Genomic DNA, 21,886 nt, shown 5'->3' on the forward strand with positions numbered 1-21,886 from the left:
AATCTGCTCATTATTGCCTATCAATATTTTAGTTATTTAGTATTGACTGTTTCTACTTACCACAAAAAATACCGCTAGATTTTAGCGGTATTTTTTTGTTCATTTTTTATGATTTAGTACTATCGCGTTTAACTAAATTCAACAGTTGCGCCGTTTTTTATGACTCCGAGCAAACTAAGCGCATCCCAATTGGTCAAACGCACACAACCTGCTGATGCTTGACGACTAATACGAGCAGGATCTGGTGATCCATGGATGCCATAAGTTGGTTTACTAAGTCCAATCCATACTGAGCCCACTGGATTGTTAGGACCTGGTGGAATGATCAACTTGCTGCCATCATTGGCCGTATAAGTATAGTTGGGCTCGTGCACCTTTACTTTGACAGTATGCGTACCTGTTGGTGATGGTGTCGCTGTACTGCCCACTGTCGTTGGGTAACTAGCGATCAAGTTATTGTTCTCATCATATGCGTAGAGTGTTTCAGTGGCTTTATCAGCAACAACGCGATGTACAGGCTTGGTATTAGGATTACCAGGGTTGTATACCGTAATGATTTCACCAGCAGTAAAACTAGCCTCAGGATTAAGCGATTTTAAATATTTCTCACTAATATGAAACTTCTCTGCCAACGCCTCAGTAAGACTTTCGTAGTACATTCCCTCAAGCTTGGATTTGGCAACAGAATCAGCAGGTATGGTTGTGGTTTTGACATTCACATCTGCTTCAGTAAGCTGATAACTGACTAGCACTGGTTGATTCGTAAGCTTCTCATTCTTAGTCAGCGCTTGCCACGTCTCATTGTTCAACGTATCGGTTACGTCTAAACCATTCGCTTTTTGGAACGCCTGCATGGCTTTGCGAGTATTTTTGCCCCAGTACCCATCGACAGGCCCGACTCCATTGTGATGCCAGTTTAATAGAGCCTGCAGCTTTGTTCCTATATTACGATCGATATCTGCATCTGCCGTCCAAGTAACATTGTTTACTTTTTTTGCATTGTCAGATAGGTTCTCAGTTGTGTATTTAATCGTAGGCAATAGCTTATTCAATGAAGTCGCAGCTTTACTATCTCCTGTTAACTTTTGACTTACGCCATTAGTCACTGGACTGACTTCTGCCGGAGACTTGACGCTATTACTTACGCTCACACTGTCCGTTGGTTCTGCTGCAACGCTTTGCCCCATGAGTAGTAAGCTAGAGAGACTAACCACTGTTAATGCTTTACTGATTCTTGTTAGTTGATACATGTAATACTCCTAATTTAAGAAATTCTATTTTTATTTTCAGTTTTCAAATACTACAGTTTTTTGTATTTTTAGAACTTACCTCTGCCACCTAGGTTTTTACTATTATATTTTTGCCAAAAGTAAAAGATTTTAAGTCTTTTACGAGTCATCAATATTGTCATATTACCCTGTGAGCATATAACAGCTTTATGTTAAAAGGAGCTTTGTTGTACAGCGTCTCTGTTAATAAGGCGCTTGTAAATAAGCTTGGCTAACAGATAAACGATAAACAATAAAAAACCCATAAGCCACTTGGTAGCTTATGGGTATATAACACGTAAACTGAGACTATGGAAAATGCTATATAGGAATAGCCTTTAAACGCAAGTTAACTTATATCAGTTTAGCCAAGACCGCTTGACCCATTTCCTTACAACCTACTTGCTTAAGTCCAGCTTCGCTGCTATCTAAAATATCCAGCGTACGTAGACCATCATCAAGTACATCACTGACTGCCTGCTCAATTGCTTGTGCCGCTTCTTCTTGCTTGAAGGTGTAACGCAGCATCATAGCAACAGATAAGATAGTCGCTAACGGGTTGGCTTTATCCTGTCCTGCGATATCAGGTGCTGAACCATGACACGGCTCATACATGCCCTTACCTGACTCATCTAAGCTCGCTGATGGCAACATACCGATAGAGCCTGTCAACATCGCAGCTTCATCAGATAGGATATCGCCAAACATGTTTCCCGTCACCATGACATCGAACTGCTTAGGATCTTTAATCAACTGCATGCAAGCATTGTCAGCATACATATGTGATAACGCCACATCGCTATAGTCAGCTTGCTGCATCTCGATCATCGTCTGTTTCCACAGCTCGGTGACTTCTAACACATTGGCTTTATCAACTGAACATACCTTAGCTGCTGTACCTGCTGCTTGCGCACGCGTTTTTGCCAATTCAAAGGCAACTTTACCAATGCGCTGAATCTCACTTGTGCTATACACCATCGTGTTATAGCCTTGCTGCTCACCATTTTCTAGTGTGCGGATACCACGAGGCTCACCAAAATAGATACCGCCTGTTAGCTCGCGAACGATCAATAGATCTAAACCTGAGATAATTTCAGGTTTGATACTTGAGGCATTAGCCAACTGTGGATAGAGCTTGGCTACGCGTAGGTTGGCAAATAAACCAAGCTCACCGCGTATCTTAAGTAAACCGCGCTCAGGGCGTTTACTACGCTCGATCGCATCCCATTTAGGACCACCGACCGCACCTAGTAATACGGCATCTGCGGCACGAGCACGGGCCAATGTCTCATCTGGCAAAGGCTCACCAGTTGCATCAATAGCTACACCGCCAATCAATCCAGACTCAAGCGTTAAATCAAGTGAAAACTTAACATTGACAGCTTTGAGCACGTCAATGGCTTGGGTCATGATTTCAGGGCCAATACCATCACCCGCTAATGTTAAAATCGTTGCCATACTGATCCTTTTGGAAATATTTTTATTGGTGGGTTATATTTTCGAGCTTTTCAGTCTCATATTTCATGCTGCCATTTTTTTGGCTTTAAGTGCTGATGTTACTGCTTTATCCATACCCGTCTCTACAAACTCGCCTTGATGCTCAGCGTCTAGTTGCTTGCAGAATCGGCGCTGTACTTTAGTACCTTGCAATAGCTCAATGCATAAAGGCTCAGGTGATGCTGTGTCCAATAGACTGCCTGATTTTTCGCTGTTCTTTTTTTGATAAGCGCGCAACTGATAAGTACCTGCTTCAGTGAAATCATGAATCATCGCAAAACGCTCAACATAGCCCATATTGTTTTCTGGATAAAAATTAACATGTACCTCGTGTTTGGCAGGCATGACTCGTGCATAGTAGTTGGTCAATCCTGGCATACTCGAAGGCGCTAACGGCACAACTTTTATGGCATTTTTATTGACGAGTGGCGTCATATCCATATTTATCGATGTTTTTGCCATACCTTCTTGACGTGGTAAGGCTGTCATAATCTGAGGACTGATTGGCTCATGACTATTGGGCGCAATAATGAGTGTTTTATCTATCTGCACAATTTCGCAATGATATGTACCCACACAGGCAATATTTACTTCACCAGCGATAGGTTTAATTTTACCCACCCATGCTTCAGCACTCTCTGCTTCATCTATTTTTTGATAGCCCGTCAATAGCTGACAGCCTGACAATAATAAGCTTGCAGCAACAATTGTACTTGTCCATAGAGCATAACGTTTTGTATTCATAATGGCGGCTACTATTCAAGAGAGATAATAAAATGTAGTGAAAAACTATTCTTCATTTTAGACAGTTCACCGCCATAACTCAACGCTGCGTTGCAACTACTCGCAGTTTCATAAGCAGTAGATTATAGAATGACTCTCTATGCTCTTACGTCGTTAAATATCCACGGTGTTTTTTGCATCATTTGTTGCTCATAATCTTTAATAGCATCACTTTGTTGCAAGGTTAGACCAATATCATCCAGTCCGTTTAATAAGCAGTGTTTGCGAAAAGCATCTACTTCAAAGGCATACTCTTCACCAGTTGGTGTGATAACGACCTGACGCTCAAGATCTGCGGTCAATTCATAGCCTTCGTTATCAAAAGTCTCCTTCATTAACGTATCTACAATCGCTTCATCCAACACAATCGGCAACATGCCATTTTTGAAACAGTTATTGTAGAAAATATCTGCAAAGCTAGGCGCAATTACCGTACGGAAACCATACTCTGATAACGCCCAAGGTGCATGCTCACGACTAGAGCCACAGCCAAAGTTTCTACGTGCTAGTAAGATAGTAGCACCTTGATAACGTGGTTTGTTTAATACAAAATCTGGATTGATGACTCGTGTGCTGTTGTCTTGACCAGGGTAGCCTTCGTCAAGATAGCGCCAATCGTCAAATAGATTCACGCCAAAACCTGTACGTTTAATAGACTTCAAAAACTGTTTTGCGATAATTTGGTCGGTATCGACATTTGCGCGATCTAACGGGCAAACGATACCTGTTTGGGTGTTATAAGCTTGCATAAAATTTCCTATCAATTATATTTTTGCTGGCTGATGATTTTGATAAGTGTATTAAACAGTAAATAAGTTTTTACCATCTTTGACAGCATGCTCATATATTTATCGTCCATACAAGCATGATGTCAGTTACTTATTATCAGACTTAAAACGTACGAACATCCACAAAATGACCTGCCAACGCGGCGGCAGCTGCCATAGCTGGGCTTACCAAATGCGTACGACCACCATTACCCTGACGACCTTCAAAATTACGATTAGACGTTGAGGCACAGTGCTCTTGCGGCTCAAGTTTATCCGCATTCATCGCAAGACACATTGAGCAGCCCGGCTCACGCCATTCAAAACCAGCTTCAGTAAATAACGTATCCAAGCCTTCAGCCTCTGCTTGCAGTTTCACCTGTCCAGAACCTGCAACAACGATCGCTTCTTTTACGTTATCAGCAACTTTGCGACCTTTGATTACCGCTGCCGCATCACGTAAATCTTCGATACGTGAATTGGTACATGAACCAATAAATATACGGTCAAGTTGAATATCCGTAATTTTCTGACCTGCCTCTAGCCCCATATAAGTATAAGCGCGTAACCAGCCCTCTTCTTGAGCTTCATCAATGGCTTGATCTGGTGTCGGTACAGATTGCGTGATATCTACCACCATCTCAGGCGATGTACCCCAAGACACTTGCGGTGCAATCTGACTACCGTCGATTTCTACTACAGTATCAAATACCGCATCATCGTCTGAATACAGTGTACGCCAGTAGGCTTCCGCTTGTTCCCATTGTGCCTCGCTTGGCGCATATGGACGACCTTTAACATAGTCAATCGTCGTGTCATCGACCGCAACCATACCAACACGCGCACCTGCTTCGATCGCCATGTTACAGACGGTCATACGACCTTCCATACTCATGTCTTCGAACACTTGACCTGCAAATTCAATCGCGTGTCCTGTTCCACCTGCTGTACCAATCTTCGCAATAATAGCTAACACTACATCTTTTGAAGTGACGCCAGCACCAAGTTGACCAGTGACACGGATTTGCATATTTTTTGATTTCTTTTGAATCAAACACTGCGTTGCCAATACATGCTCAACTTCGGAGGTTCCGATACCATGAGCCAAACAGCCAAGTGCTCCATGGGTCGCTGTATGCGAGTCACCGCAAACAACCGTCATACCCGGCAAGACCAAACCTTGCTCTGGACCGACCACGTGCAAAATTCCTTGACGGGCATCATTGATAGTAAATTCAGCAATATCAAACTTGGTGCAGTTATCGTCCAACGTGACAACCTGCAAGCGTGATACCTTGTCTTTAATCCCAGGCACCCCTTCTAGGCGCTCTTTAGTAACGGTCGGCACATTATGATCTGGACTGGCAATATTAGCTGATAAACGCCATGGCGCTCTATTTGCTAACTCCAACCCTTCAAATGCTTGCGGACTCGTCACTTCGTGCAACAGGTGGCGGTCGATATAAATCAGGCTCGAACCATCGTCGCGCTTAGTGACTTCGTGAGCGTTCCAAAGTTTGTCATATAACGTTTGACCAGCCATGTTGCTATCCTTTATAGGTTACTAATTACTTAATTTTTACTTACTTACACATTACCAAGCTAAGATTCTATGTAAATGCTATGTCTATCTATAGTGTTTAATAATTACTGTCGTATTTAAGATTTAAATATTATTTCTTTATGAGACTCGACATATGACTAAAATTAACGCTTAGAATACGTTTTAAAAGGCAAATAGCCAATTTTTTAGAATAAATATGTCACAATACGCCTCGATGTCTTGTGATTATAGCAGGCAAATCCTATAATAATAATTGATGATTTTTAACCAGACGCAAACTTTTATTTCTAATACATTGTGATTGGGTCAGCCAACTTTTATTTATAGCTCATAAAGTAGCTAAGGACATTCGTTTGAACACCACAAACTTGACGACATTCGTTACCGTTATGCACACTGGCAGTATCTCAGGCGCCGCAGAAAAGCTGTTTATCACGCAGCCTGCTGTCAGTAAACGTATCAAAAACTTAGAAGACGAGTTTAACATTACCTTGTTTGATACGGTAGGACGTGGAATTGTACCTACTCAAGCGGCTAGTGAAATGCTACCTCATGCCAAGCGTTGGCTAGAAGATTATGAGAACTTTAAAATCAACTTACAGCATTCTCAGCATATCGTTTCTGGCAAGTTAGTCATTGGTACTAGTCATCATATTGGCCTACATCATTTAGCACCTGTCCTTAAACACTTCATTCAAGCTTATCCAGCTGTTCAGTTAGAAGTACACTTCGTAGATTCTGAAAAAGCGCACAAAGCAGTACTAGATGGTGATTTGTCTTTAGCCTTTGTTACGCTACCACCTGTCTATGATAAACGGCTAACCTACCATACGCTATGGTCAGATCCTCTCTACTTTATGACTGGTACGCTATCAGCGTTGGCAACCAAATCGAACGTCACTTTAGAGCAGTTGGCCCGATATCCTGCTATTCTACCGTCTGCCAATACCTTTACTAGTCAGATTACTTTGGCCGAATTTGCCAAGCACAACCTGAAGCCTTATGCCACGATGAGCACCAACCCGCTTGAATCTATTCGTATGCTGGTGTCTGTCGGTCTTGGCTGGTCAGTACTACCTCAAACGATGGTCAGCCAAGATTTGGAACGTATTGATATGGCAGACAATATTGAGCTACAGCGTTATCTAGGTGTGGTCATTAATCCGAAGCTTACACAGTCTAGCAGTGTCACTGCGCTCTTAGATTTACTGGCGCCTATTGAATAAAACTTGCTACATATAATAATATATAAATTCAGCCTATTCGCATTTGTATCTCTCATGCGTTATAATACGCTTGACGTTGTTTGTATAACAAAAATTTACCACAAGGACACTGATAGTCATATATTGAATACTTCTAGTAAGATATGATGGTTAACAGTAGGTTTAATGGTTTTGGTTGATTGTGTAGGTTGCTAATACTCATATACAAATAGCAGATGCGAGCAATAACAATAGATAAGTGGAATGCGAAATTCCCATTGTTCTCTATCTCTATATGAGTGCTAGCCATAGAACGACATCAATCATATATAACTACAGAAGATACTGAAAAAAGCCATTATGTCTTAATTAATGGCTTTTTTTGTCTTTAAATATTGTTTTGGACATCGCCTTGTAGGACAGAACTTTTATAGTTAAAAAATAATTACAGCCAACTATGTTGGTTAAGGACAATTTATATGAACGGAGTTTCTAGTGGCGTGCTGATATCACTCGGCGCCTATTTCTTAGTGATGATTGGGATTGGTGTTTACGCTTATTTTAAGCAAGCCAATGATACTGAAGGCTATATGTTAGGGGGTCGTAACTTAGGCCCAGCAGTAACCGCACTTTCTGCAGGTGCATCAGACATGTCAGGTTGGTTACTACTTGGCTTACCTGGTTATATGTTTGCCGATGGTGTGGTCAGTATTTGGATTGCGCTAGGTTTGACATTAGGTGCATTACTAAACTATCTCATCGTAGCACCTCGCCTTCGTGTTTATACCGAAGTGGCTGACAATGCTATCACCCTACCTGATTATTTCGCCAACCGCTTTGAAGACAAATCGCATATGCTACGCGTTATCTCAGCAGTGGTCATTATTCTATTCTTTACCGTCTATACCGCTGCAAGTCTTGTAGGTGGTGGTAAACTCTTCGAAAGCTCACTTAACCTATCATATAGTACTGGCCTATGGGTTACTGCTGGTGTGGTTGTGGCTTATACGCTATTCGGTGGTTTCTTAGCCGTATCTATGACCGATTTCGTACAGGGCGTCATCATGCTATTTGCCATGGTAATCGTACCTGTCGTTGCCTTTACTGATCTTGGTGGTATTTCAGCCACTACAGAAGCGGTTAGAAATATCGACCCTACCCTTTTAGACGTTACTAGCGGTATGAGTGTCATCGGTATTATCTCACTCATGGCATGGGGTTTAGGTTACTTTGGCCAGCCACATATTATCGTACGTTTTATGGCGATTCGTTCAGTGAGAGATGTACCGACCGCACGTAACATCGGTATGAGCTGGATGGTTGTGAGCCTTATTGGTTCACTAATGACTGGTTTTGCTGGTCGTGCCTACGTACAAAAAACTGCGATGACGCTGGACGATCCTGAGACTATCTTCTTAGTATTCACTCAGTTCTTGTTCCATCCATTGGTTTCAGGTTTCCTATTAGCAGCTATTTTAGCGGCAATTATGAGTACTATCTCATCGCAGCTATTGGTTGTATCAAGCTCTCTAACCAAAGATGTATACAAATTGTTCTTTGATAAAGATGCACCAGAAGCTCGTCAGGTGTTGGTTGGTCGTATCTCAGTTATCATCGTTGCTATCGTTGCCATTATGCTAGCGTCTAACCCAGATAGCTCAGTATTGAACTTAGTTTCTAATGCATGGGCAGGATTCGGTGCAGCGTTTGGTCCATTGGTTATCTTCAGCCTAACATGGCGTGGTATGAACCGTAATGGTGCTGTCGCTGGTATGGTTGTTGGTGCGTTGACTGTTATCCTATGGATTTATGGTCCTTTCCAAGTAGATGGTATGGCACTAAATAGCTGGTTATATGCTATCGTTCCAGGCTTTATCTTAAGTACTATCGCTATCTTTGCCGTTAGTATCATGACTGGTGGCCCAAGACCTTCAGTTTCTGCTAAGTACAAAGAGATGGAGCTAAACTTAAACAAATAAGTTTACGTAAAATCTTAAGATTATTGCTATAAAAAAACCTCGTCATTATTGGCGAGGTTTTTTTATGAGTAACGATTTAGTATATTTAACCTACTACAGTATTAAACAAAGAGAACTTATGATCAATGAGACAGTAGTATGGATAGCTCTGTGATGGATATACTAAGCCAGATTGTCCTAGCCTATTTGGCATTCCAACTGCTGCTCACTTTTACGAAGTAAGCCTTTATCAACAATACTTCTTTTCTTAATATCACATTTGATTATCTATTTAGATCTTTTCCTTGTGTACCTCAAGTATGCTACGTTATTAACAACTCATTCGGTAAGGTACGAGTGCGTATAGGTTCTTAAATGCAAGGGTATTTGCTGTATATGGACACTAAGCTAAACTAGGCAAATAAAATGTAGTCGTGCTATATGAATTAATACTATAAAGATTATATTTGCTGTTCTATCTATATTTGAGAACTTACAGTCAAATAGGTAATAGAAAGCCCATAAAAAAGCGACCTATGATAGGTCGCTCTTTGTTAGGTTGCTATTATAAAGTCAAATTATCTCGCTTGATAAGATAGCTTCACACCAGCGATAAAGCCGTCATTGTCTTGGAAATCGCCAACGATTTTATCACTAGGTAACTGACCTTTTGCATCACCGAACCATAAGTATTTGCCGCCGGCAGACACTGCCCAGTTCTCAGTTACGTTATACTTTGCGCCTAGACCGACACTATAGTAGCCTTCGACTGGACCTAGCGAGGTCGTTGGATTACCAGCGCCACTGTCCCAACCAACGGTACCGCTAATAGCAAGTGCTGGTGCAACACGTTTCGCTAAGCCTAGCTCCACCTGCCATTGGTCATCATCATACTCGACCAAGTCCAAACCATCAGGGCCGTAATTACGTTTACTAACGTCATTATATAATGGTGGTGTGATGGCAAAATCGCTCCATGGTACCCAACGGACTTTTGCCGTTGCTAAAGTAGTCGGATTGATACCTGTTTGGAAATCAAAGTTGACTGATTTAGGGGTTGTAATCTCATAATTACTGTTCCGGTTAGCAGCCGCAGCCCCTATAGCCGCTGCCTGTGCTGGAGTCGCTCCTTGCTGCAAAGCAGCTCCTTGAGCCAAAATACCTGCTATAGGATAATTCTCAGAGATATCTATATCATGGTCAATCTCAGAACGATAAGTCAACGCTGCTTTTAGAGCAATTTCAGGCTTGCTATAGGCAATACCTGCTATATAACCGTAATCCATATCAGGATTGCTGTTTGAGGTATAACCACTAGCAGGCCCATAAGCTAAGCCACGCAGCTTGGTTTCAGATTGGATACGCTGAGCAACTGGACCACCATAAATTTGGAAGTTTTTATTCGCGCCGAACTTCATACCAAGGATACCCGTTAGGCTTTGGCTACGAACTTCTACATTGGTATTTTCACCTGCAGTACTTGCTTCGGCTAGTGCTATGGCACCTGCAGTCTGTGGGTCTACACCATCACCTACCAAAGCCCCTCCTGAAGCATTCCTGTCTTCACTTGCCACAAAATTACTTTGCGTGTATTCAGCAGCAGCACCAAAAGGCTCATCATATAGTACACCCACACTGAACGTGTCGTTGATATCAGTTTTTACGCCATAGCGGAAGAAGTCATAAGATTCAGCAATGTCGCCCGTTTTATTGCCGCGCTCATAGTCATTTTGGCCAGGGTTGACATTCGCACTATCGTAGCCGCTTACATCAGCGTCAATATAAGTATAGACCGCTTCAGCGTAAGTGCCATCTTGAAAAAAGGCAGTGACATCTTGACCTGAGCGATCAAGACCAGCAGCGTTGGTTACGCTAGCAACAGAGAGAGTAGCAATAGCTACTGCGAGGGTTTTCAAATGAAAGGTAGTGCGCATTGTGTATCTCCAACGGTCCTTGTTGTATTAATACTTTAATAACCATTATGTAGCATTGCTATGCTCGATATTGATATTACTAAAGTCTTGTCCTAAGTTGAATACTAATGTCTTTTTGACACTAAAACAACATTTAAAGTGCTTTATTTCTCAATTATGACTGAACAGTACATATAAGATATAAATAAAATGCTGTGGTTTACTTTTTGTCTTTAATGTGATTTTTAAAAATACATAATAAAAAAGCGACCCTTAAAGGATCGCTTTTAATATTAATAACAAACAGCATCACATAATTTATTTGTGATTTACTGAGCTTGGTAAGATACCTTTACACCCAATACAAAACCATCGTTACTTTCGAAATCACTAACAATCGTCTTAGTTGGGATTTGACCTTTGGCATCACCGAACCATAAGTATTTACCGCCAGCAGATATTGCCCAGTTCTCGGTAACATTATATTTTGCGCCAAGGCCAGCACTATAATAGCCTTCGATAGGACCCAATGAAGTTACAGGGTTACCAGCACCACTATCCCAACCGACAGTACCACTTACTGCCAATGCTGGCGCTAAGCGTTTGGCCAGACCTAACTCTACTTGCCATTGGTCATCGTCATAGCTGACTAAAGATAAACCTTTATCATCATTAGTTGCTTGCTTGCTTACTTCATTATAAAGTGGTGGAACGATTGCAAAATCACTCCATGGTACCCAGCGTACTTTGGCAGTCGCTAAGGTTGTAGGGTTAATACCAGTTTGGAAATCGAAGTTAACTGATTTAGGTGTAGTAATATCTAGCGTATTACCTTGATTCGCTTCACCACCTAAAGCTGCTACTACTGGATATATCTCATCGATATTCGAGCTGTGGTCAATTTCAGAACGATAGGTCAAAGCCGCCTTTAGAGCAATTTCAGGTTTACTATAAGATATACCAGCGATATAGCCATAGTCGGTATCAGGACTAATATGAGCGGTATAGCCTGTAGCAGCACTATAGGCACTACCACGAAGACTTACATCAGCTTTGATACGCTGAACAACAGGACCACCGTACACTTGGAATTCTTTGTTTTGACCAAACTTAGCACCTAGGATACCTGTGATGCTTTCGCTACGGACTTCAACATTTGTGCCTTCATCATTCGCAAGGCGACCATCCGCAAAGCCTTCTAATTGCTCAAGTTGATTTAACTGTGCTTGACCTTCTGCTAGCTGCGTTTCGCCAGCGGCGATACCTGCTAAACCAGCATTAATCTGTGGACGCAGTGCAGGCTCAAGTGCTGGGTTTTGATTAACAGCTGCTTGGGCTTGTCTTACTTGCTCTCTAACTGCATTTAAACGAGTTTCAGCAGCAGTTAACTGGTTTTGAGTACCTTCAACTAAACCTTTCAACTCTTCTACATTATTAACGCCTAATCCACCTAGACGCGATGCAATAATATTATTAACAGCATCAGTTGGTGCGCCTACAAAGTTATTATTTCCAGTGTAATCGGCTGCTGCACCAAAAGGCTCATCATATAAGATACCAACACTGAATGTATCGTTGATATCTGTTTTTACGCCATAACGGAAAAAATCATAAGACTCTGCGATGTCATCGATCTTATTACCTGAGGTATCTTTACCAGTAACATCAGCATCGATATAAGTGTAGACAGCTTCTGCATACGTGCCGTCTTGTAGGAATGCGGTGATATCTTGGCCTGAGCGATCAAGGCCAGCAGCACTAGCGACGCTAGCAACAGAAAGAGTAGCAACAGCTACTGCAAGAGTTTTTAAATGAAAGGTGTGGCGCATTTTATATCTCCAAACATCCGCATTGTTTTACTGTTTTACCAAGTATTAATTAATAGGTAATCAGCATCCGAGGTGGGAGATAGTAAAGACTTTTTAACACTAAAACAACTACAAAAACACATTATTTCTATGTTATGACCACATAGTCATCAGACAGTATCTATATATAAAAATACGTATATACTTCCCGCTATTAGATGCTTTCTTTCCAAATTCTACTCATTAATAATGTGGCGGTCTGTCTGCCATTACATCAAATGTTGCAATACCGCTTTCCGTATCTTGACCTTCAATCTGTTTATAAATCAGCTGTAATTGACGTTGCAGCGTATGAATATCTCTGTCTTGTCGCGTGATTACGTCATCCAGTCGTTCGACGGTCACTTCAAGATGCGCGAGGCTCATTTGCAAATCGATTACTTGGGCTTGCAAATCATTTTGAATATCAGAAGTATCATCTGTAATTCTAGGTTGGTTCATATTTTTCTCTAAATTATATTAAGTATTAAATTGAAAGGATGGATTGTTGAGAGGTACTGTAGATTAGAGATAAACCTACAAACATAGTCATGGAATAGGAGCAGTTAGTAAAAGCAATAAATAGTACTGATAAAACTATTTACTCGCACTACAGTAACGTGGTGGCATGTTATACTGCAGGCAATTTTGCAACAACCCCTACCTCACTATTATATAAGCTTAAGATACTCTATGGCACTGATTCATTTAAAAGACATTCACTTAGCCTTTGGCATCGCGCCTGTTCTTGATGGTATTGATTTTTCTATCAATACAGGCGAGCGTGTGTGCTTGATTGGCCGCAACGGCGAAGGTAAATCCACTTTGTTTAAACTGATCAATGGCTCATTGCAGCCTGACAGTGGCGAGATTATTACCAACAGTAGCATGCGTGTAGCGATGCTAGAACAAGACGTTCCCGAGACCAGTGGTCGCATATTAGACATCGTTATGGGCGGTAGTCGTCGCACGGCTGATTTGCTCATTAACTATAATAAGCAGGTCGATATGTGTGCGAATGGCGATATGGATGCCTGTGAGCACATGGCGACCCTACAACATGATATCGATGCGGTACATGGCTGGGACTTAGAACGCGATGCCATGCGTCTGATTACGACCATGGGCCTTAATCCAGAAGACGACTTATCATCCCTATCTGGTGGTCGTAAACGCCGCGTGTTACTCGCTCGTGCGCTAGTCACTAAGCCTGATGTGCTACTCCTAGATGAGCCAACCAACCATTTGGATGTTGAAAGTATCGAATGGTTAGAGCGCTTTTTGCTCGATTGGCAAGGCCTGACGTTGTTGTTCGTGACTCATGATAGAGCATTCGTCAATAAACTATCGACTCGCATTATTGAGCTTGACCGTGGCCAATTGACCAGCTATGACGTGACGCAAGGCGAAGGTGGTTACGCGCGCTATCAAGAGCTAAAAGAGCTACAGTTACAGGCTGAAGAAAAGAACAATGCCAACTTTGATAAAAAACTGGCACAAGAAGAAGTTTGGATTCGCCAAGGTATCAAAGCACGTCGCACTCGTAATGAGGGCCGTGTACGTGAACTAAAAGCCTTACGTGAAGAGCGTAGCGATCGCCGTGAGCAAGTGGGCAATGTAAACATCACCATGGGTCAAGGCGAGAAAAGCGGTAAGCTTGTCTGTAAAGTCAAAAACTTACATCTTGAATATGACGGCAACGTACTAGTAGATGATTTTACGACCACTATTATGCGTGGAGATAAGATTGGTATTGTCGGCCCTAACGGTGCGGGTAAAACTACGCTTATTAAAGCCCTACTCGATATGTCTGATGACGAAGTTACCAAGTCTGGTAGCGTCGAATTAGGTACTAATCTGAAAATCGCATTTTTCGATCAGCTGCGTGATCAATTGGACCTTGAAGCGAGCGTTGCACAAAACGTTTCGGAAGGCTCTGACTTTGTCGAAGTTGGCGGTCGTAAGACGCATATCATGAGCTACTTGCAAGATTTCTTATTTGCTCCAGAGCGCGCACGTACACCTGTCAAAGCCTTGTCTGGTGGTGAGCGTAACCGAGTACTACTGGCTAAACAGTTATTAAAACCTGCCAATATCTTAGTACTCGATGAGCCAACCAACGATTTGGATATGGCAACACTTGAGCTATTAGAAGAGTCAGTCGCCAGCTTTGGTGGTACGATTTTGCTGATCAGTCATGATCGTTCATTCATGGACAACGTCGTTACCTCTACGTGGGTGTTTGGCGAAGATGAAGATGGCAAAGGAGTGGTCAGTGAGTATGTAGGTGGTTATCAAGAGTACCTCGTACAAAAGAACCGCGAAGAAGCATCTCGTGCTGCAAAAGCACCTGCCAACAATGCAGCAAGCAATAAAGCGACAAACAAGTCTGGCACAGCAGCGAAACCAAATAAGGCAGCCAAAAAGCTAAATTATAATGATCAACGCGAACTGGATAACTTGCCAAAAGAAATCGCTGCACTCGAAGCCGAACAAGCTCAATTGCAAGAAAAGCTGGCCGATGGCTCTTGGTTCAATACCGACTTTGATGCGGCGACAGCTGCTAGTGAGCGTCTCTTAACCATTGAAGATGAGATGATGCACAAGCTTGAACGCTGGAGCGAGCTTGAAGGCTAGTATTGGCAACTCTCTAGCTGAGTTTATTGGAATATCGCATGTGTATTTTGCATTGCTTATTTCGATAAACAAGTTTCTGATAGTCTGACAAAACATTATTAATCATTGTGAAGGCATCACCACTTTATTATATAGAGTGGTGATATTTGTTTTACAGCAACTTACAAAGTAGTTAGATGGTGAAAGTTAGTGAACATTACCTTAATTTCAAGTATCATTCGCTATTGCTGAAAATCCTTATTATTTATAAGGTCATCACATCATAATCCTTGTTAAAGCAAAGTTAGCGTTAAGCGTTGATAATCCAACTGTTTTGGTTTGATTATCATATTCAACCTTCTAATATGTCCTATTGAGGTTGCTTTATTTTTAACGCAATAATTTATTTTATCACCGAAATAGCTTAGAATAGCAACAATTAGCAAAATTAGGCACAGCTAAAGTGGCTTGATATTGTATATTTTCTAAGCCACAAACCCAGTGTGGGATAATCCCATTTCATTCACCTGGAGGAAGTATTAATGAGCCAAGCCGAAGGCGTTAATGTACAACGCCGTAGAGTTCTTATTGCCTCAACTGCCGCGATTGGTGCAGCTGGGGTAGCTGCCGTGGCGACACCTTTTGTCCGTTCTTGGTACCCAAGCGCTAAAGCTGAGGCTGCAGGGGCTGCAGTGACCCAAGATATTGGTTCTATCGAAGATGGACAAATGATCGTCGTCAAATACCGTGGTAAACCTATTTATGTGGTTAAGCGCACCGAAGACATGGTTGCAGGACTAGAGTCAGTCAAACCTCTATTATCTGATCCTGAGTCTGATGCGTCTCTACAACCTGAATATTGCAAAAATCCTACTCGCTCTTTAGATCCAACCGTATTGGTGGTCGAAGGCGTTTGCACACATTTGGGCTGTGCACCAAACTACCGTCCTGATGTGGGCGCGGTGGATTTAGGTGGTAATGATTGGTACGGCGGATTTTTCTGTCCGTGTCACGGGTCAAAATATGACTTAGCAGGTCGCGTATATAGCGGCGTTCCTGCACCACTTAATTTACCCGTTCCAGAATATGGTATGGATGGTACCATCTTGACGGTTGGGGAGGCTTGATATGAGTATGGGTAAAAAGTTAATGCATTGGGTGGACGCGCGTTTTCCAGCGACCGAAACCTATGAATACCATATGTCAAAGTACTACGCACCAAAGAACTTTAACTTTTGGTACTTCTTTGGCGTGCTATCAATGATCGTACTGGTCAACCAATTGGTGACTGGTATATGGCTTACGATGATGTACAACCCAAGTGCCGAAGGGGCATTTGCGTCTGTTGAATACATCATGCGTGACGTAAAAGGTGGTTGGCTCATTCGCTATATGCACTCAACCGGCGCATCTGCGTTTTTCGTCGTTGTATACCTGCATATGTTTAGAGCCTTGCTATATGGTTCATACCAAAAACCTCGTGAGCTTATCTGGCTCATCGGTATGGGTATCTACCTAGCACTTATGGCAGAAGGTTTCTTCGGTTACCTACTACCTTGGGGCAACATGTCATTCTGGGGTGCTCAGGTTATCTTGAACTTACCTGCAGCTCTACCTGTTATTGGTGATGGCCTTGCTGAATGGGTACGTGGTGACTATATCATCTCTGGTATTACTCTAAACCGTTTCTTTGCGCTACACGTTGTTGCTATTCCATTAGTACTGGTAGGCTTAGTATTCATGCATATTGTAGCATTGCATCATGTGGGCTCGAACAACCCTGATGGCATCGATATTAAGAAGCTAAAAGATAAAAATGGTGTGCCATTAGACGGTATCGAATTCCATCCGTACTACACTGTGCATGACATGGTTGGTATCGTAGTGTTCTTTATCTGTTTCTTTGCAGTGGTATTCTTCTTCCCAGAAGGCGGCGGTTTCTTCCTTGAACCACCAAACTTTGAGACAGCGAACTCACTGAAAACACCAGCACATATTGCACCAGTATGGTACTACACGCCGTTCTACGCTATTTTACGTGCGGTTCCTGACAAGCTTGGTGGCGTGATTGCGATGGGTGGTGCGATTGCCGTACTGTTCTTGATCCCATGGCTTGATAGGTCTCCTGTGCGCTCTATACGTTACAAAGGTATATTATCTAAGATTGCGCTGACCGTCTTTGCTATTAGCTTTGTTGTATTGGGCTACTTGGGTGCGACGCCTGCTACACCAACGGCAACCATCATGGCTCGTGTATTCACGATTCTATATTTCTTGTTCTTCTTACTGATGCCTTTCTACACTGCGATTGAGAAGTGTAAACAGCCACCAGAACGCGTTACCGGAGGTCACTAATGAACACGCTAATTAAATCCCTAGCTGGTCTAGGCTTAGGCGCGGCATTAACCTTGACTGCTGGTACGGCAATGGCTTCAGGCAGTGGCTGCGGTACATTCACCAATGCAGATGGCGTTGATGAACACCTGGCTTGTAGTACAGCTCCTATTGATTTTACCAATAAGGGCTCACTACAAAACGGCGCGAAGATCTTTATGAACTACTGTGCTGGGTGTCACTCAGCCAAGTACGTTCGTCATTCGCGCATTGCTAAAGATTTAGAGATACCGCCTGAGTTGGTTGAAAAGTATTTGATGGTTACTACCGATCAAATCGGTGACCACATTACTGCTGAGATAGATCCTGAGATTCAAGCATCTTGGTTTGGCGCAGCGCCGCCTGATCTATCACTTGAGACACGTCTACGTGGCGACGACTGGGTATATACTTACCTACTATCGTTCTATGAAGATCCAAGCCGTCCTTGGGGTGCAAACAACTTAGTACTGGCCAATGCAGCGATGCCTCACGTATTGCATAATATGCAAGAAGAGTTGAGCCAAGAAGAGTTTGAATCTGAAGTTGGTGACTTGGTTAACTTTATGGCGTGGATGGGTGAACCTGCTCGTCACGACCGTCAAGTAATTGGTTTCTTCGTCATTCTATTCTTATTAGTACTGCTCATACCAGTTTACTTATTAAATAAAGAGTTCTGGAAAGATGTTAAATAAGTCATAGTCAGCAGATAGTTCTTCGAATTAAAAAAGGCACTACTTCGGTAGTGCTTTTTTCTGCCTTGATATAGAGCATAAATACTAGATAAGCCGGAAAATAAGTCGCTCAGCGCTAATGTTTACGCACACTACCTTGATAAACGTTGCGAGTTTGTTTACGATGACAACCTTCACTATTAACATTAGGCTTTCATGATTGATGCGAATGACATTCCAAGTAGTCAGCTAATTTTGTATGCTGATGACGGCTACGACAGTCATGTGGTACGCCTATTACTTGAAGAAAAAAAGCTCGCTTACTATTTGTCTCGCTTACATTCTGAGCGCCCTGAAGATTTGACTGAGCTAAACCCCTATCATACCTTGCCTGTATTGCAGCAGCGTGAGATTGCGCTTTATGAGATTAACGTCATTTTTGAGTACCTTGAAGAGCGTTATCACACAAACAAACTGCTCCCTGAGACACCGCAAGAGCGTGCACAGTTTCGCCAACTGGCTTGGCGCATTCAACGTGATTGGTTAGTACTTGGCAAGCGTCTGCTGACGCATCCAGATAGCTTTAATAAAGCACAGGCTGCCGTTGCCAAAAAACAGCTTAGTGATTCGTTGATTACTCTGTCACCGCTGTTCGCTCATAAGCCTTATTTTATGGCTGATGAGTTTGGTTGGTGTGACGTGTTATTAGCGCCACTATTATGGCGATTAGATGAGATGGGTATTGAGCTGCCACGTGCCATTAGCCGTCCATTGTTTGAATACCAAACAAGAGTGTTTGAGCGTAGTAGCTTCCAAAAAAGCGTGCGTTGATTAGACAAGTATCGAAAGCTGTCCTAAAATAAAGTATAAATAAGATAGATGTTAATTAGCATCTGTCATTTGATAAGTTGCTGAACGAGATATTTTTCATTATTAAAAATTATTAGTATAGGAAATCATTAAATGAGCGAAACCACCTCTATTACACCTACCCGCCCTTATATGGTACGTGCACTATATCAATGGATAGAAGACAACGCTCTGACACCATACTTGATGGTTGATGCTACCGCTGACAATGTGCAAATACCAACCGAACATGTGCAAGACGGTCGTATTGTATTGAATATCGCCAGCCGTGCTACGGGCAATATGAGTATGGAAAATGACTATATTCATTTTAGTGCGCGCTTCGGTGGTGTATCACAAGAAATCTGGGTACCACTTACTGCGGTGATGGGGATTTATGCTAAAGAGAACTCGCAAGGGATGTTCTTTGATCCAAAAGAGTATGACAACTATCAGCCAGAAGACGACTCAGCACCAATGTCTAACAACAGTCCTGCTAAAGCACCTAAACCAAAGCGCGATAATAAAGCGGGTTTAAAGGTCCTAAAATAAAAATTCTGGAAGTAAATAGAACCTTAGACCAGTTCTCTTTAACACAATAAAAAAGCTAGCCATATTTAATATGACTAGCTTTTTTATTAACTATTTAAAGGCTTATTAACTTTCTATAACTGATAAGCTTTTAAACGGACACCTACTGATTAGGTTCTTGGCAGTGTTACACCGCGCTGACCTTGGTATTTGCCACCGCGATCTTTATAACTGGTCTCACAGACATCATCGGCATCGCTTTGGAAGAACAGCATTTGCGCCACGCCTTCACCAGCGTAGATACGTGCTGGCAGATTGGTTGTATTACTAAACTCTAAAGTAACGTGCCCTTCCCACTCAGGCTCAAGCGGCGTTACGTTGACAATAATACCACAGCGCGCATACGTTGACTTACCTAGGCAGATAGTCAATACATCACGCGGAATACGGAAATACTCCATAGTACGAGCCAAAGCAAACGAATTAGGTGGAATGATGCACTCATCACCAACGATATCGATAAAGCTTTTATCATCGAAGTTTTTAGGATCAACGACCACTGAATGTACGTTGGTAAAAACTTTAAACTCAGGAGCACAGCGCACATCATAACCGTAGCTTGAAGTGCCGTAGCTAACCAAACGCTCGCCTGCATCATTAAAACGTACTTGACCTGGCTCGTACGGTTCAATCATGCCGTGCTCTTGGGCCATTTTACGAATCCAGCGGTCAGACTTAATAGACATTGTTGTTCCTTAGCAAATATTTAATAGCGACGATTATACGGAATTGGTGGCTGAATTTATAGAGGAGCGGCTACTTAAAACTGAATACAGCCATTAATCTCATTTATTCCCATGTTATGTCTTAGAAGCTACCATTTGGCAAAATGATCTTCTGCGAGCCCCATGGCATTATCAAGCCTAATAACTTCATCTCTTATTCGAATTTCACCACTATAAAAACCTATCCACTGCTCAAAGATACTGGCTATCACACCGAAATTATCGGTCTTTTTATAGACGGTAATCGGTGTGAAGCTCAAATCAATATCGACATTGCTCCACCCTAGATTTTGATGATAGATACGCCATGGCTTTGAGATGCTAGCGTCAGTTTCTACATTTTCTATACTTGGCTCAAGACTATCTGGCTGACTTGATCGAATATTTGAACCCTCACGAACAAACATAACGGGTGGTAAATAGAATATCTGCCCATCAAGCCAGCAAGCATTTTCACTGGCTCCTGTCTCATTGACACCCATAGACAGATTGAGCAAAAAGCGACGGCCATCTGACAAATAGCTAGTGATACAGCTCCAAAACCAATTGGTCTCATGACGCATATAGCCGAGCGTCCAATCTAGATTGGCAATAGTAGCATCGGTGAAAGTTATTTTTTGAGGTTGAGCGTCAGGAGTATTAAATGCTGAGTTGGATTTAATGAGTAAATACCCAGATAGTGCGGTCAACGGTTCTTTTTGCGTAAACGTCCAGCCACGCCTACCAGTCGGCGTACATATGGCTAACGGTTGTGCGCTTCGTGCTAACGCTGCCGTTATTGCAACATACTGACTGTCGAGCGCAATATTCATCTGAGCAGGACTAAAATCCAAGGTGACGCTAAGCTTTGTATGTGTAAATGCCATCTGCCCTTGATAACCATCACCATCTAAGTGCGTATGATGCATCAAAGGCTGTAGTGCCTCACAGACTTCCAGCTGCTGAGTATCCTCATTATAAATGTAGACGAAAGCACTAGTCGCAAGCTTAATCGTTGCGAGCGCGAGGCACACTCGATAAGGAGGCTGCAGTATCTGAATGAAGCAGAATTGGTTGGCTTTTAGTTCTTTACGCCAGTTAGGTAAGGATTTTTGTGAAATGAGATGACTATAATAGTCTAAGTAGTTGATACTTTTGACTTGGGAGAAAACACCAAAGGTTGGCTGACCATTTTGGATAAGATATTCGAGATTTGCCAGTTTTAAGTTGGCGGCAGTATACGGTTTGTCGTGGCTTTTATTCATGATATCGGCATC

18 protein-coding genes are annotated in these 21,886 nt (G+C 42.3%); 8 read left to right on the top strand and 10 right to left on the bottom strand.

Annotation, left to right across the window (positions count from 1 at the left end; all coding sequences use genetic code 11):
- Positions 1-128: 128 nt before the first annotated feature.
- The 5 genes from ACTXGF_RS22760 to leuC form a co-directional block, all read right to left on the bottom strand.
- On the bottom strand, positions 129-1,250 hold the full coding sequence (locus tag ACTXGF_RS22760; RefSeq protein WP_443532611.1) for a L,D-transpeptidase family protein: 1,122 nt from the start codon (positions 1,248-1,250) through the stop codon (positions 129-131).
- 372 nt (positions 1,251-1,622) lie between these two features.
- Entirely contained in the window at positions 1,623-2,726 is a 1,104-nt protein-coding gene (gene leuB, locus ACTXGF_RS22765; RefSeq protein ID WP_443532610.1) for a 3-isopropylmalate dehydrogenase, read from the bottom strand.
- A gap of 63 nt (positions 2,727-2,789) precedes the next feature.
- Entirely contained in the window at positions 2,790-3,509 is a 720-nt protein-coding gene (locus tag ACTXGF_RS22770; RefSeq protein WP_443532609.1) for a hypothetical protein, read from the bottom strand.
- Positions 3,510-3,646: 137 nt separating this feature from the next.
- Entirely contained in the window at positions 3,647-4,297 is a 651-nt protein-coding gene (leuD, locus tag ACTXGF_RS22775; RefSeq protein WP_443532607.1) for a 3-isopropylmalate dehydratase small subunit, read from the bottom strand.
- A 142-nt stretch (positions 4,298-4,439) separates the two neighbouring features.
- Positions 4,440-5,858 (bottom strand): 3-isopropylmalate dehydratase large subunit, encoded by a 1,419-nt coding sequence (gene leuC / locus ACTXGF_RS22780; protein WP_057759320.1) that lies wholly within the window; start codon positions 5,856-5,858, stop codon positions 4,440-4,442.
- 374 nt (positions 5,859-6,232) lie between these two features.
- Between leuC and ACTXGF_RS22785 the strand changes: the two genes are divergently transcribed.
- A complete protein-coding gene (locus tag ACTXGF_RS22785) occupies positions 6,233-7,105 on the top strand; it encodes a LysR family transcriptional regulator (RefSeq protein ID WP_057759318.1) in 873 nt (290 codons plus the stop codon).
- Positions 7,106-7,563: 458 nt separating this feature from the next.
- On the top strand, positions 7,564-9,063 hold the full coding sequence (putP, locus tag ACTXGF_RS22790; RefSeq protein ID WP_160020915.1) for a sodium/proline symporter PutP: 1,500 nt from the start codon (positions 7,564-7,566) through the stop codon (positions 9,061-9,063).
- A 557-nt stretch (positions 9,064-9,620) separates the two neighbouring features.
- Here putP and ACTXGF_RS22795 read toward each other — a convergent pair.
- From ACTXGF_RS22795 to ACTXGF_RS22805, 3 genes are all read right to left on the bottom strand, one after another.
- Positions 9,621-10,976 (bottom strand): outer membrane protein transport protein, encoded by a 1,356-nt coding sequence (locus ACTXGF_RS22795; RefSeq protein WP_201572488.1) that lies wholly within the window; start codon positions 10,974-10,976, stop codon positions 9,621-9,623.
- Positions 10,977-11,284: 308 nt separating this feature from the next.
- Positions 11,285-12,784, bottom strand: coding sequence for an OmpP1/FadL family transporter (locus tag ACTXGF_RS22800; protein ID WP_404692405.1), 1,500 nt, complete (start codon positions 12,782-12,784; stop codon positions 11,285-11,287).
- A gap of 222 nt (positions 12,785-13,006) precedes the next feature.
- The gene (locus tag ACTXGF_RS22805) at positions 13,007-13,264 is read right to left on the bottom strand and encodes a SlyX family protein (RefSeq protein WP_102094929.1); all 258 of its coding nucleotides are present in this window, start codon (positions 13,262-13,264) and stop codon (positions 13,007-13,009) included.
- 231 nt (positions 13,265-13,495) lie between these two features.
- On the opposite strand from ACTXGF_RS22805, the gene ACTXGF_RS22810 reads away from it, so the two are divergent.
- From ACTXGF_RS22810 to ACTXGF_RS22835, 6 genes are all read left to right on the top strand, one after another.
- Positions 13,496-15,439, top strand: coding sequence for an ATP-binding cassette domain-containing protein (locus ACTXGF_RS22810; protein ID WP_102094930.1), 1,944 nt, complete (start codon positions 13,496-13,498; stop codon positions 15,437-15,439).
- A gap of 521 nt (positions 15,440-15,960) precedes the next feature.
- Positions 15,961-16,545, top strand: coding sequence for a ubiquinol-cytochrome c reductase iron-sulfur subunit (petA, locus tag ACTXGF_RS22815; RefSeq protein WP_057759305.1), 585 nt, complete (start codon positions 15,961-15,963; stop codon positions 16,543-16,545).
- Between the two features lie 22 nt (positions 16,546-16,567).
- Positions 16,568-17,773: a cytochrome b gene (locus ACTXGF_RS22820; protein WP_179798892.1), complete on the top strand. Its 1,206-nt coding sequence runs from the start codon at positions 16,568-16,570 to the stop codon at positions 17,771-17,773.
- Entirely contained in the window at positions 17,773-18,486 is a 714-nt protein-coding gene (locus ACTXGF_RS22825) for a cytochrome c1 (protein ID WP_101205476.1), read from the top strand. The genes ACTXGF_RS22820 and ACTXGF_RS22825 overlap by 1 nt, the downstream gene beginning before the upstream one ends.
- Positions 18,487-18,681: 195 nt before the next feature.
- Positions 18,682-19,296, top strand: coding sequence for a glutathione S-transferase N-terminal domain-containing protein (locus tag ACTXGF_RS22830; protein ID WP_058024136.1), 615 nt, complete (start codon positions 18,682-18,684; stop codon positions 19,294-19,296).
- Between the two features lie 132 nt (positions 19,297-19,428).
- Entirely contained in the window at positions 19,429-19,866 is a 438-nt protein-coding gene (locus tag ACTXGF_RS22835) for a ClpXP protease specificity-enhancing factor (protein WP_102078541.1), read from the top strand.
- A gap of 149 nt (positions 19,867-20,015) precedes the next feature.
- Here ACTXGF_RS22835 and dcd read toward each other — a convergent pair whose 3' ends face one another.
- Together dcd and ACTXGF_RS22845 are read right to left on the bottom strand one after the other, a co-directional pair.
- Positions 20,016-20,591 carry a dCTP deaminase gene (gene dcd, locus ACTXGF_RS22840; protein WP_443532602.1) on the bottom strand — a complete coding sequence of 192 codons (576 nt, stop codon included), beginning with the start codon at positions 20,589-20,591 and terminating at the stop codon, positions 20,016-20,018.
- A gap of 128 nt (positions 20,592-20,719) precedes the next feature.
- Entirely contained in the window at positions 20,720-21,874 is a 1,155-nt protein-coding gene (locus ACTXGF_RS22845; RefSeq protein WP_443532600.1) for a DUF2804 domain-containing protein, read from the bottom strand.
- Positions 21,875-21,886 lie beyond the last annotated feature (12 nt).

The sequence above is a fragment of the Psychrobacter sp. 1Y6 genome (genome assembly GCF_052258385.2).
Taxonomy (GTDB): domain Bacteria; phylum Pseudomonadota; class Gammaproteobacteria; order Pseudomonadales; family Moraxellaceae; genus Psychrobacter.